Raw genomic sequence first — 13069 nt, forward strand, 5'->3', positions numbered from 1 at the left:
CTCGCCGGTGATGTGCTGGGTCAGGTCGACCACGTGCGCGCCGATGTCGCCCAGTGCCCCGGAGCCGGCCTTGTCGGCCTCCAGCCGCCAGGACATCGGGGCCTGCGGGTCGGCGATCCAGTCCTGCAGGTAGGCCGCGCGCACGTGCCGGATCGTCCCCAGCCGCCCCTCGGCGACCAGCTGGCGGGCCAGCGCGATCGCCGGCACCCGGCGGTAGGTGAACCCGACCATGGCTCGGACGCCGCGCGCGGCCGCCCGGTCGGCGGCGGCGGTCATCGCCTCGGCCTCGGCGACGGAGTTGGCCAACGGCTTCTCGCACAGCACGTGCTTGCCGGCCTCGAGCGCGGCGATCGCGATCTCGGCGTGGGTGTCACCGGGGGTGCAGATGTCGACCAGGTCGACGTCGTCCCGCTCCAGGACCGCGTGCCAGTCGGTGGCGGTCTCGGCCCAGCCGAGCTGCTCGGCGGCTGCGGCGGTGCGCCCGGCGTCCCGACCGACCAGGACGGCGAGCTCGGGACGCAGCGGGAGGTCGAAGAAGCGGGGCGCGGTGCGCCAGGCGTGCGAGTGGGCCCGGCCCATGAAGGCGTGGCCGACCATCGCGACGCGCAGGGGGGTGCTCATGCGGGTCCTTCCTTCCGGGGAGGACCGGGGCTGCGCGGACCCACCGCGCAGCCCCGGGCGGCGATCAGGACTCGAACGCGCTGTCGATGTACTGGTCGACGTTGTCCGCGGTCACGACGGGGGCCGACAGGGTGATCTGGCGGGGCACCTCGACGTCGATCAGGTCCGACAGCGCTTTGCCCTGGGCGAGCAGCCGGGCCAGCCGCACGCCGTCCGCGGCCTGGCTGGCCGGGTAGATGACGGTGGCCTGCAGGACCGAGTCGCCGGCCTGGATGCTGCGCATCGCGTTGGCCGAGCCCGCGCCGCCGACCATGAAGAACTCGTCGCGGCCGGCATTGGTGATCGCGGCCAGCACGCCGATGCCCTGGTCGTCGTCGTGGTTCCAGATCGCGTCGATCTGCGGGGCGGCCTGCAGCAGGTTGGCCGTGACCTCCTCGCCGGACTCCACGGTGAACTCCGCGGCGACCCGGTTGTCGACGTCCAGACCGCAGTCGGACAGGGCGTCGGAGAAGCCCTGGCTGCGCTCCTGGGTCAGCGGCAGGGAGTCGATGCCGGCCACCTCGGCGACCACGGCGTCGGGCTTGTCCGAGAGCTGGGAGCAGACGTACTGCCCGGCCGAGACGCCCATCCCGTAGTTGTCGCCCAGGATCGTGACGCGGGCGGCGTCCGGGTCGTCGAACTCGCGGTCGACGTTGATCACCGGGATGCCGGCCTGCATGGCCTCCAGGGCGATCGGGGTGAGCGCGGCGCCGTCGAAGGGCAGCAGCACGATCGCGTCGACGCCGTCGTTGATGAAGGTCTCGACCTGCGCGATCTGGGCGGACACGTCGTTGGTGCCCTCGGCGACGACCAGGTCGACGTCGTCGTAGCCGTCGGCCTCGGCGCGGGCGGCAGCGGTGATCTGGGCCATCCAGCCGTGGTCGGCGGCCGGGGCGGAGAAGCCGATGGTGACGGTGTCACCGGTGTCGTCGTTCGAGCTCGCGGCGTTGTTGCCGCCCCCGCCCGAGCTGCTGGCCTCGGGGGTGTTGCCGGTGCAGGCGGTGACCATGACGCCGGCGCCGAGCAGGGCGACGGTGCTGGTCAGCAGGCGACGGTGCCGTGCGGACATGGGTTTCTCCTTGTGGGGTGGGGGTGCCGTGCGGAGGTGGTCAGGACGCGGGGACGCCGGGGCTGGCGCCGGCGGGCGCGCCCTCCGCGGCGGTGGGCGGGAGCGCCTTGGGGGAGCGGCGCTGCCGGCGGCCGGCGGCGACCCGCTGCTGCAGCAGGACGGCGGCCACGATGATCACGCCCTTGGCGACGGCCTGGGCGGAGCTGGACAGGTTGTTCAGCGTGAAGACGTTGCTCAGCGTGGTGAAGATCAGCACGCCCAGGACGGTGCCGACGATCGTGCCGCGGCCGCCGATCAGCAGCGTGCCCCCGATGACGACGGCGGCGATGGCGTCGAGCTCCAGCAGCGTGCCGTGGGTGGAGCTGCCGGTCGTCGTCCGGGCCATGAGCATGACGGCGGCCAGGCCGCAGGTGACCCCGGAGAGCACGTAGAGCGCGACCGTGTGCCGCTGCACCCGGATGCCGGCCAGCCGGGCCGCCTCGGCGTTGCCGCCGACGGCGAAGGTGCGCCGGCCGAAGGTGGTCCGGTTGAGCAGCACCCAGCCCAGGACGGCGACCAGCGCGAACATCCAGACCAGCATCGGGACGCCGAGCGGGGAGGCGGCGAAGAACCGGAGGAAGTCCTGGTCCTGCACGATCTGGGTGCGCCGGTTGGCCAGGATCTCGGCCAGCCCGCGGGCGGCGGCGAGCATGGCCAGGGTGGCGATGAAGGCCACCAGCTTCCCGTAGGCGATCACCACCCCGTTGACCAGCCCGGCGATCGCGCCGACCAGGATCGCCGTGCCGGCCATGAGGACCCAGTGCGTGTCGGCGGCCATGGCCTGGGTGGCCAGCGTGGTGGCCCAGACCGAGGAGAGGGCCACCAGCGCCCCGACCGACAGGTCGATCCCGCCGCCGATGATCACGAAGGTCATCCCGATGCTGACGACGCCGACGACGGCGGCCAGCCGCAGGATGGTCAGCGCGTTGTCGGCGCTAGCGAACCGGTCGCCGGCGGTGACGACGCCGACGATGCACAGCAGGGCGAAGGCCACGACCAGGCCCAGGTTGCGCCCGACCGGACCGGCCAGCAGGCCCCCGCCCGAGGTCGTGCGGCCGGTGGGCGCGGGCTGCTTCGCCGGCGCCGCGGTGGTGGTGGTGTGCTCGCTCATGCCACGTGTCCCTCGGTGGTGTGGGTGGGGAGGCCCTGCATGACCAGGTCCAGGACCGCGTGCTCGTCCAGCGAGGTCGCGGGTTGGTCGGCGAGGACCCGGCCGTCGGCCAGCACGAGGACCCGGTCGGCCAGCCCGAGCACCTCCGGGATCTCGCTGCTGACCAGGACGACGGCCACGCCGCGGTCGGCCAGGGCGCGCACCAGGGCGTAGATCTCGGACCGGGCGCCCACGTCGACGCCGCGGGTGGGCTCGTCGAGCAGCAGCACCCGGCAGTCCCGCAGCAGCCAGCGGGCGAGCACGACCTTCTGCTGGTTGCCGCCGGACAGCGTGCGCACCTCGCGGTCGACGTCGACCGGGCGCAGGTCCAGCGCGTCGGTCTGCTCCCGCGCGGCGGTGCGCTCGGCCCGGCCGGACAGGAAGCCGGCGCGGGCGAAGCGGGCCAGGCTGGACAGCGTGATGTTGCGGTAGATCGGCTCGCCGAGCAGCAGCGCCTGGCTCTTGCGCTCCTCGGGGGCCAGCCCGACGCCGGCGCCCACGGCCGCGGCCACGTCGCCGGGACGCAGCCGCCGGCCGTCGACCCGCACCTGGCCGCCGCCGGGGCGCCGGGCGCCGTAGACGGCCTCGAGCACCTCGGAGCGCCCCGAGCCCACGAGCCCGGCCAGGCCGAGGATCTCCCCGGGCGCCACGGTGAAGGACACGTCGTCCACGTGACCGGGGACCGAGAGGTGCTCGACCTCGAGCAGCGGCGCCGCCGTGGTCGCCGCGCGGTCGGTGCGCTGCGGGAAGACGTACTCGATGGTCCGGCCGGTCATCAGGGCGATGACCTCGCGGGTCGGGGTCTCCCGGGCGGGCAGGCCGGTGGCGACCGTAGCGCCGTCCTTGATGACGGTGATCCGGTCGCCGATCTGCCGGATCTCCTCCAACCGGTGGGAGATGTAGACGACGGCGACGCCGTCGGCGGTGAGGTCGCGGACGACGGCGAACAGCCGCTCGACCTCCTCGTTGTCCAGCACCGCGGAGGGCTCGTCCATGACGATCAACCGGGCGTCCTGGGACAGCGCGCGGGCCATGCTGACCATCTGCTGGCTGGCCGCCGACAGCGAGCCGACCTCCGCACCGGGTCGGATCTCCGGGTGGCCGAGCCGGGTGAGCAGCGCGGCGGTGGCCCGGTGGTCGGCGGTGGGCCGGCTGAGGCCGAAGCGGGAGCGCTCCCGGCCGAGGAAGACGTTGTCGGCGACCGAGAGGCCGGCGACCAGGTCGAGCTCCTGGTAGATCGTGGCGATTCCGCGCCGCATGGCGGCCTGCGGGTCGGTCAGCCGGACCGGCTCGCCCTGCCAGCGGATCTCGCCCTCGTCGGGCTGGTGCGCGCCGGCCAGGACCTTGATCAGCGTCGACTTGCCGGCGCCGTTCTGGCCCAGCAGGCAGTGCACCTCACCGGCCCGGACGTCGAGGTCCACGCCGTCCAGGGCGCGGACCCCGGGGAAGGTCTTGACGATCCCCTGCATCTCGAGCAGTGCGCTGCCCATCCCACCGCCTTCACTTATGCTCATCGATGAGCATTAGTACGTCGCGGCGTGAACCTATGGGACGGCTGAGCGCGTGTGACCCAGGCCTCGGACAACCGTTACCGAAACGAGATCGGTCAGCGGCTCAGGAGGTGATGGCCTCGCGCACGGAGTCGTCGTCCAGGTACCCCTCGATGGCCATGAGGGCCGCGCCGACCCGGCCGGACAGCTCCGGGGCGTCGCTGACCGAGACGTCCAGCGTGCGGGCGGCCAGCGGCATCGCCCGGGCGTAGACGGCCTCGCGGATGCCCGACAGCAGCGGCAGGCCGGCCTGCGCCACCCCGCCGGTGATCACGATCCGGTGCGGGTTGAAGAAGTTGACCAGGGCCGCCAGCACGGAGCCGATCGTGCGACCGGCCTCGCGCACCAGCTCGAGCGCCGGGCCGTCGCCGCGGATCGCGAGGTCCACGACGTCCCGGGTGCTGGTGACCGGCAGCCCGGCGGCCAGCGCGTCGCGCAGCAGCGAGGCGCCGCCGGCCAGCGCCTCCAGGCAGTTGGTGTTGCCGCACCGGCACAGCACGCTGCGGCCCTCGGCGGCGACCACGTGGATGTGCCCGATGTCGCCGGCGCTGCCCTGGGCCCCCCGGTAGACGCGGCCGCCGACCACCACCCCGCAGCCCACGCCGGTGCCGACCTTCACCACCAGCGCGTCCTGGTCGGAACCCTCGACCCCCAGCTCGCCCAGGGCCATCACGTTCACGTCGTTGTCGACGAACACCGGCGCACCCCAGCGGGAGAACGCGTCGGGGATCGGGTGGTCGTGCCAGCCCGGCATGATCGGCGGGTGCGAGGGTCGCCCGGTCGAGAACTCCACCGGGCCGGGCACCCCCACCCCGACCGCCCGGACGTCGGCGTCGTCCAGCCCGGCCTCGGCGAGCACCCGGCGGCCCAGCCGGCGGGCCTCCGCGAGCACCGCGTCGGGGCCCTCGGCGATGTCGATGGGGTGCCCGGCGGTGGCCAGCACGCGGGCCGACAGGTCGGTGACGGCGACGTCGACGCTGGTCACGCCCAGGTCGACGGCGAGCACGCACCCGGCCTCGCTGTTGAACTGCAGCAGCGTCGGCGGCCGCCCACCGGTGCTCCACCCCCGGCCGCCCTCGGCCAGCAGGTTGGCCGCGATCAGCTGGTCCACCCGGTTGCTGATGGTGTTGCGCGAGGCGCCGGTCATCGCCACCAGCTCGGCGCGGCTGCGGGCCCGCCCGGTGCGGACGTGGTGCAGCAGGGCCGCCGGTGAGGCGGAGACCTGGGCGTTCACGGCGGACATGGTGGCACGGTCAGCGGGGGGCGTCGGCCAGTCGGCGGGGGAGGGCGCGCGGCACCCGGCGCCACACCGCCTTGAGCACCAGCAGGGTGAGCACCGCGGCGAGCAGGATGCCGGCCACGTTGATGCCCAGCTGCAGGACCGACCGGGCGGAGTCCGCCCAGTCGCCGAACGCCACGCCCAGGGCGAACGCGGCGGCCGCGGGCACGGTGGTCACCGAGATGAACACCCCCACCAGGCTGGCCGACTTCGAGCTGGTCAGCGCCAGCATCCCGGCGACCCCGGCGATGAAGGCCACCGGGAAGGACCACCGGTCGGGCCGGGTGATGAAGCCCGTGGCCGGCCGCTCGGCGAGCAGGTCGCCGACGTCCGCCCAGCCCCACCAGCGCAGCAGCAGGCAGAAGCCGATGGTGAGCACGGTCGCCACGGCGAAGCCGACGCCCAGGGCCTTCACCGAGTGCCGGATGATCCCGCGGTGGCCGTGCACCAGGCCCAGGGCGATGCCGGCCAGCGGGCTGAACTCCGGCCCCATGACCATGCCGCCGATCAGCAGCACCGCCGAGTCGGTGACGATCGCCAGCGCGGCCAGCAGCGTGGCGATGGTCAGGAAGGCGCAGAAGGTGAGCGTCAGCCGCGACTCCTCGTCGGCGGTCGCGACCACCTGGTCCCAGACCACGGCGTCCGCGCCGTCGCCGGGGGCGTCCCGCTCGGCCTGCTCCGTGGCCGCGGAGAACGACGTGTCGACCGACTCGATGGCGATGCCGCCCTCGCGGTCCACGCCGTGCCGTTGCAGCTCGTCGACCAGGTGGTCGACCGACTCCCGGGCCACGTCGCACATCACCAGGTCGCCGTCGGGTCGCCGGACGACCCCGGGCAGGTGCACGAGGTGGGTGACGCCGACGTGGGCGTCGAGGAGGTCGTGGACCTCGGCGATCCGGTCGGCCGGGACGGTGATCCGCAGGTGGAGCAGCACGACGTGTGTCTACCGTCCCGGCGGTTCCCCGCTCCGGACGGCTCGCTGGATGTGACTCGTCGTCGGGTCCGGTGCGCCGGACACGACGACGAGTCACATCGAGCAGGGGGTGCTCGGGTTCAGCTGCTGACCTGGATGGTCACCGCGGCCACCTGCCGGGTGCTGCCGTCGGCGGCCAGCGACAGCATCGCGATCTCGTGCGGGCCGTCGCCGGCCGGGGCGGCGATCGCCAGGCCGGGGGACAGGCACTGGGCCAGCTGCAGCGACGGTCCGGCCGGGGTCTCTGTGTAGCTCACGGTCGACCCGGCGTCGCCGCGGACCGGCTCGCCGTCGACGGTGACCACGAAGTCGGTGTCGTCGGGACCGGTCAGCCGCACGTACATCGTCTGGCCGCGGGTGACCTGGCTCGAGGAAACGCCGATCGCCGGGGTGCTGCAGTTCGCCGTCAGCGGCACCTCGTCGGGGCCGCGGCTGGAGGTGAACGCGAGCACGGCGAGGACGACGACGGCCACGGCCAACCAGGCCCAGTGGTTGCCGCGCCGGATGGTCGGCCGGTCACCGGCCAGCGAGCGCTCGTCTCCGATGTCGCGGGCGTAGTGCTGCGCCGAGCGCCGGTTGCCGGCGGCCAGCTCGGGGTCCTCGCGCCCCCGCACCCCGCCGAAGATGAAGCTCACGCCCCCATTGTCCCCCGGTGACGGGATGGAACGGCCTGGCCCCAGGGGCCCGCGGCGTGCGGAGCGCGTCGTGGGGTGGGGTCAGGCCCTTCTACTGGACGTCGCCGTGCTCGGTGCCCTGGGGTGCCGTGCCCTCGTCGCCGGGGCCCTCGGACCCCGGCGTCGGGCCGGACTCGGCGCCCGCTGCGGCGGCACCGACCGGGGCCATCGAGCGGAGCAGGATCTGGCTGACGTCGAGGACCTCGACGTGCTCGGCCGCCTCGCCCTTCTCCTTCTTGGTGTTCACCGCGTCGGAGAGCATCGTGATGCAGAACGGGCAGGCCGTGGAGATGACGTCGGGCTCGAGCTCGAGGGCCTCCTCGGTGCGGTTCATGTTGATCCGCGTGCCGATCTTCTCCTCCATCCACATGCGCGCACCCCCGGCGCCGCAGCAGAAGCCGCGGTCCTTGCAGCGGTGCATCTCCTGCGTGCGCAGGCCCTGGACGCTGTCCAGGATCTCGCGCGGCGGGGTGTAGACCTTGTTGTGCCGGCCCAGGAAGCACGGGTCGTGGTAGGTCACCTTGCGGTCGATCGGGGTGACCGGCACCAGCCGGCCCTCCTCGACGAGCTGGCCCAGCAGCTGGGTGTGGTGCACGACGTCGTAGTCGCCGCCCAGCTGCGGGTACTCCTTGTTGATCGAGTTGAAGCAGTGCGGGCAGGTCGCCACGATCTTGCGGCGGCCGGCCTCGCGCCCCTCGAACACGGTGTTCAGCGTCTCGACGTTCTCGGCCGCCAGCTGCTGGAAGACGAACTCGTTGCCCATGCGGCGGGCCGGGTCACCGGTGCAGGTCTCGCCCGAGCCCAGCACGGCGAACTCGACGCCCGCGGTGTGCAGCAGCTCGGCGACGGCCTTGGTGACCTTCTTCGCGCGGTCGTCGATGGCCCCGGCGCAGCCCACCCAGAACAGGTACTCGACGTCGTCGTCGATCGCGCCCTCGACCTGGCGGACCGGGAAGGGCATGTCCTTCATCCACTCGTCGCGGGTGGACGGGCTGACGCCCCACGGGTTGCCCCGGTTCTCGAGGTTGCGCAGCATCACGCCGGCCTCGGAGGGGAAGCTGGACTCGATCAGCGTCTGGTAGCGGCGCATGTCCATGATGTGGTCGACGTGCTCGATGTCGACCGGGCACTGCTCGACGCAGGCGCCGCAGCTGGTGCAGCTCCACAGCACGTCGGGGTCGATGACCCCGCCCTCCTCGAGCGTGCCGACCAGCGGCCGCTCGGCCTGGGCGTCGTTGGTGCCCTCGATCCGGGCGAAGCCGGAGTACCAGGTCTGCTCCATGGACGGCGCCTCGGGCGTCATCACCGACTCGCCGCCGGCGGAGTCGCCCTTGCCGTCGCCGACCTCGCGGGCCCCCACCAGGTAGGGCGCCTTGGCGTAGAGGTGGTCCCGCAGGTCCATGATCACCATCTTGGGCGACAGGGGCTTGCCGGTGTTCCAGGCCGGGCACTGGCTCTGGCACCGCCCGCACTCGGTGCAGGTGGTGAAGTCCAGCATCCCCTTCCAGGTGAAGTCCTCGATCTTGCCGCGGCCGAAGGTCGCGTCCTCGTCGGGGTCCTCGAAGTCGATCGGCACGCCGCCCGAGGTCATCGGCTGCAGGGCGCCGAGGGCGACGGCGCCGTCGGCCTCGCGCTTGAAGTAGATGTTGAAGAACGCGCTGAACCGGTGCCAGGCCACGCCCATCGTCAGGTTGCGCGCGATCACGATCAGCCACACCAGGCTGACCACGATCTTCACGAAGGCGATGACGCTGACGACGTCGGCGTTGTCGGGGAAGAGGTTCGACAGCGCGGTGCTGATCGGGTGCGACCAGCCGGGGGCGTCGTCGATGCCCGAGGCGATCTTGGCGGCCCGGATCGAGAGGATGCAGATGCCGATGACCAGGACGACGGCCTCGACGAAGTAGCCGCGCCCCTCGTTGGAGCCGGTGAAGCGGCCGTTGCGCCCGGTGCGGCGGGGGTGGTCCTTCTGCCGGATGACGATCAGCACCAGGATGCCGACCACGGTGCCCAGGCCGATGACGTCGACGAACAGGTTCCACACGCCCCAGTTGCCGATCAGCGGCAGGTGGAACGTGGGGGAGAAGACCTCGCCGAAGGCCTCGACCAGGGTGAGGAACAGCCCGTAGAAGCCGACCATCACGAACCAGTGCGCGGCACCGATGGTCGACCACTTGAGCATGCGGGTGTGCCCGAGGGACTCGACCGCCAGGTTCTTCAGCCGCGGGCCCACCGGGCCGAACCGGGTGCCGTCGGGCTGGCCGGTCTTGATGACGGCGAGCATCTTGCGCACCGCCTGCGTCGCCAGCACCACGGCGACGACCAGCAGCAGCACGCACAGCGTGCCCAGGACGATCTGCAACGCGCCCACGGAACTCCCTCTCCCCGCACGTCGGGACGACGCCGGTGGCCGGCTCGGACGATAGCCGAGCGCACCGACACGCTACTGGCGAGTAACCCGGCGGGGGTGCCGACCCTCCCGCGGGTCGGCGTTGCTGCGCCCAGGTCGGCGTGACAACCTCTGGCGACCGCTCGACCTGCGCCGATCCCCCGGCGTGGTGGGCGGCGACGGGGAGGCGGCGGGTGCACGGGCAGGTGCGACGCCGGGTCTACCTGGCGATCTGCGTGCTGGGCCTGCTGGGCTGCGCGTGGCAGATCGTCCGCCCCGACGGCCACGCCCTCGAGCGGACCGTCTCGTTCCCGCTGCTGGCCGCGTTCCTGCTCGGCGCCGGCGCCGTCCTGCTGTGGTTGCCCTCGCGGCTGCGGTGGGTCGAGGTCGGCGGCTTCGTCGTCCTCGCGCTGGTCTGGCTGACCACGATGGCGCTGCAGCTGGCGGTCGCCCCCGACGACGACGCCGCGTGGGCCTCGCTGTTCCCCGGGGTCTTCGCCAACCTCTGCCTGCTCGTGCTGCTGGCCCACCTCTGGTTCGACACCCGGTGGGCCCTGGTCGCCTCGCTCACCGGCCCGCTGATCGCCCTGGTGGTGGGGCTGGTGCGCTTCCTCCCGGTCGCCCCGGGGGCGCGGAACTACGCGGTCGAGCTGGTCGGCGCCCTGGTCTACGTGGTCGTGCTGGCGATGCTGGCCTTCCTGATGGCGCGCAGCAAGGAGGCCCTCGCGGTGAGCCGGGCCGAGGCCGCGCGGCTGCGCGAGCTGGCGCACACCGACGTCCTGACCGGCCTGCCCAACCGGCGCAGCCTGATCGACGCGCTGCACACCGCGGTGCAGGACCGCCGGGCCGGGGGCAGCACCGCCGTCGTCCTGTTCGACCTCGACCACTTCAAGGCGGTCAACGACCGGTACGGCCACGACGTCGGCGACCTGGTGCTCCAGGAGGTGGCCGACGTCGTCCTGTCCTCGCTGCGCCCGGACGCCGTGTTCGGGCGCTGGGGCGGCGAGGAGTTCCTGGTCGTCGTCCCGCGGGCCGACCTGGAGGCGGGGGTCGCGGTGGCCGAGCGGTTGCGCCGCGACATCGCGGCCCGCGGGTTCCCCGGCGGCCTCGCCATGACCGCCAGCTTCGGGGTGAGCGTGCTCAGCGACGCCGACTCCGTCGACGCGGTGCTGCTGCGCGCCGACCGGCTGCTCTACGTGGCCAAGGAGGCCGGGCGCGACCTGGTCATCACCCGGCTGCCCCGTCCCTGACCCCCCGGGAACACGCGAGGGGGGTCTGCCGTTACGGTGGGCAGGAAAGTTGAGCGGACCGGGCGCAAGCCCCCGGGGCCACCGAGCCGCTCGACCACCGGACCTGCACCGCACCCCTGATCCCGCACGAGAGAGGCCACACCACCCATGGCACGAGCTGTCGGCATCGACCTCGGCACCACGAACTCCGTCGTCACCGTCCTGGAGGGTGGCGAGCCCACCGTCATCGCCAACTCCGAGGGCTCCCGCACCACCCCGTCGGTCGTCGCCTTCGCCAAGAACGGCGAGGTGCTGGTCGGCCAGTCCGCGAAGAACCAGGCCGTCACCAACGTCGACCGCACCATCCGCTCCGTGAAGCGGCACATGGGCACCGACTGGAAGACCGCCGACATCGACGGCAAGACGTACACGCCGCAGGAGATCAGCGCCCGTGTGCTGCAGAAGCTCAAGCGCGACGCCGAGACCTACCTGGGCGAGCCCGTCACCGAGGCCGTCATCACCGTCCCCGCCTACTTCGAGGACGCCCAGCGCCAGGCCACCAAGGAGGCCGGCGAGATCGCCGGGCTGAACGTCCTGCGCGTGGTCAACGAGCCCACCGCGGCCGCGCTGGCCTACGGCCTGGACAAGGGCGAGACCGAGCAGACCATCCTGGTCTTCGACCTCGGCGGCGGCACGTTCGACGTCAGCCTGCTCGAGATCGGCGACGGCGTCATCGAGGTCAAGGCCACCGCCGGTGACAACCAGCTCGGCGGTGACGACTGGGACCAGGCCGTCATGGACCACCTGGTCAAGCAGTTCAACGCCGCCAACGGCATCGACCTGTCCAAGGACAAGCTGGCGATGCAGCGCCTGCGCGAGGCAGCCGAGAAGGCCAAGATCGAGCTGTCGGGCGCGCAGTCGTCCAACGTCAACCTGCCCTACATCACCGCCGGGGCCGACGGTCCGCTGCACCTGGACGTCACGATCACCCGCGCCGAGTTCCAGCGCATGACCCAGTCGCTGCTGGACCGCACCAAGGCGCCGTTCAACCAGGTGGTCCGCGACGCCGGCATCCCGGTGTCCTCGATCGACCACGTCGTGCTCGTCGGCGGTTCCACCCGCATGCCGGCCGTCTCCGACCTGGTGCGCGAGCTCACCGGCGGCAAGGAGCCCAACAAGGGCGTCAACCCCGACGAGGTCGTCGCCATCGGTGCCGCGCTGCAGGCCGGCGTGCTCCGCGGCGAGGTCAAGGACGTCCTGCTGCTCGACGTCACCCCGCTGTCCCTGGGCATCGAGACCAAGGGCGGGATCATGACCAAGCTCATCGAGCGCAACACCACGATCCCGACCAAGCGCTCCGAGATCTTCACGACGGCCGACGACAACCAGCCCTCCGTGCAGATCCAGGTCTTCCAGGGCGAGCGCGAGATGGCCGCCTACAACAAGAAGCTCGGCATGTTCGAGCTGACCGGTCTGCCCCCGGCGCCCCGCGGCGTCCCGCAGATCGAGGTGGCCTTCGACATCGACGCCAACGGCATCGTGCACGTCCACGCGAAGGACCTCGGCACCGGCAAGGAGCAGTCGATGACGATCACCGGCGGCTCGGCCCTGCCCAAGGACGACATCGCCCGGATGATGGCCGACGCCGAGGCGCACGCCGAGGAGGACAAGAAGCGCCGCGACGAGGCCGAGACGCGCAACCTGGCCGAGTCGCTGCAGTACCAGACCGAGAAGTTCCTGGCCGAGAACGGCGACAAGATCCCCGAGGACAAGAAGGACGAGCTGGGCGCTGCCCTGACCGACCTGCGCTCCGCCCTGGGTGGTTCCGACATCGCCGCGATCAAGACCGCGCAGGAGAACGTCGCGCGGATCTCGCAGGAGGTCGGCGGTGCGCTCTATGCCCAGCAGGCCGAGAACGCGGCCGGTGCCGAGGGTCAGCCCGGTGCCGAGGGTGCCGGTGCCACCGGCGCGAGCCCGAGCAACGACGACGACGTCGTCGACGCCGAGATCGTGGACGAGGACACCGACAAGAAGTGATCGGCCGGCCGGCCGGGGAG

10 protein-coding genes are annotated in these 13069 nt (G+C 72.5%); 2 read left to right on the forward strand and 8 right to left on the reverse strand.

All coding sequences use genetic code 11. From position 1 onward, the window contains the following. From BLS67_RS22835 to BLS67_RS22870, 8 genes are all read right to left on the reverse strand, one after another. On the reverse strand, window positions 1-621 hold a 621-nt coding region (locus BLS67_RS22835; RefSeq protein ID WP_131801830.1), incomplete at its 3' end, for a Gfo/Idh/MocA family protein. Between the two features lie 64 nt (window positions 622-685). After that, a complete protein-coding gene (locus BLS67_RS22840) occupies window positions 686-1729 on the reverse strand; it encodes a substrate-binding domain-containing protein (protein WP_091250669.1) in 1044 nt (347 codons plus the stop codon). A 40-nt stretch (window positions 1730-1769) separates the two neighbouring features. Next, complete coding sequence (locus BLS67_RS22845; protein WP_091250672.1) at window positions 1770-2879, reverse strand: ABC transporter permease; 1110 nt, start codon at window positions 2877-2879, stop codon at window positions 1770-1772. Further along, the gene (locus tag BLS67_RS22850) at window positions 2876-4408 is read right to left on the reverse strand and encodes a sugar ABC transporter ATP-binding protein (RefSeq protein ID WP_242654298.1); all 1533 of its coding nucleotides are present in this window, start codon (window positions 4406-4408) and stop codon (window positions 2876-2878) included. Before BLS67_RS22850 ends, BLS67_RS22845 begins: the two co-directional genes overlap by 4 nt. Before the next feature lie 124 nt (window positions 4409-4532). Then, window positions 4533-5711 carry an ROK family protein gene (locus tag BLS67_RS22855; protein WP_091250675.1) on the reverse strand — a complete coding sequence of 393 codons (1179 nt, stop codon included), beginning with the start codon at window positions 5709-5711 and terminating at the stop codon, window positions 4533-4535. 10 nt (window positions 5712-5721) lie between these two features. Continuing rightward, window positions 5722-6681 carry a DUF389 domain-containing protein gene (locus tag BLS67_RS22860; RefSeq protein WP_207500843.1) on the reverse strand — a complete coding sequence of 320 codons (960 nt, stop codon included), beginning with the start codon at window positions 6679-6681 and terminating at the stop codon, window positions 5722-5724. A gap of 119 nt (window positions 6682-6800) precedes the next feature. Further along, window positions 6801-7355 carry a hypothetical protein gene (locus BLS67_RS22865; RefSeq protein ID WP_091250678.1) on the reverse strand — a complete coding sequence of 185 codons (555 nt, stop codon included), beginning with the start codon at window positions 7353-7355 and terminating at the stop codon, window positions 6801-6803. A gap of 91 nt (window positions 7356-7446) precedes the next feature. Next, the gene (locus tag BLS67_RS22870) at window positions 7447-9765 is read right to left on the reverse strand and encodes a (Fe-S)-binding protein (RefSeq protein ID WP_091250681.1); all 2319 of its coding nucleotides are present in this window, start codon (window positions 9763-9765) and stop codon (window positions 7447-7449) included. A gap of 212 nt (window positions 9766-9977) precedes the next feature. Between BLS67_RS22870 and BLS67_RS22875 the strand changes: the two genes are divergently transcribed. Continuing rightward, complete coding sequence (locus tag BLS67_RS22875; RefSeq protein ID WP_091250684.1) at window positions 9978-11033, forward strand: GGDEF domain-containing protein; 1056 nt, start codon at window positions 9978-9980, stop codon at window positions 11031-11033. Between the two features lie 147 nt (window positions 11034-11180). Further along, window positions 11181-13049 carry a molecular chaperone DnaK gene (gene dnaK, locus BLS67_RS22880; protein WP_091250686.1) on the forward strand — a complete coding sequence of 623 codons (1869 nt, stop codon included), beginning with the start codon at window positions 11181-11183 and terminating at the stop codon, window positions 13047-13049. Window positions 13050-13069 lie beyond the last annotated feature (20 nt).

Source organism: Klenkia soli (genome assembly GCF_900103975.1).
Taxonomy (GTDB): domain Bacteria; phylum Actinomycetota; class Actinomycetes; order Mycobacteriales; family Geodermatophilaceae; genus Klenkia; species Klenkia soli.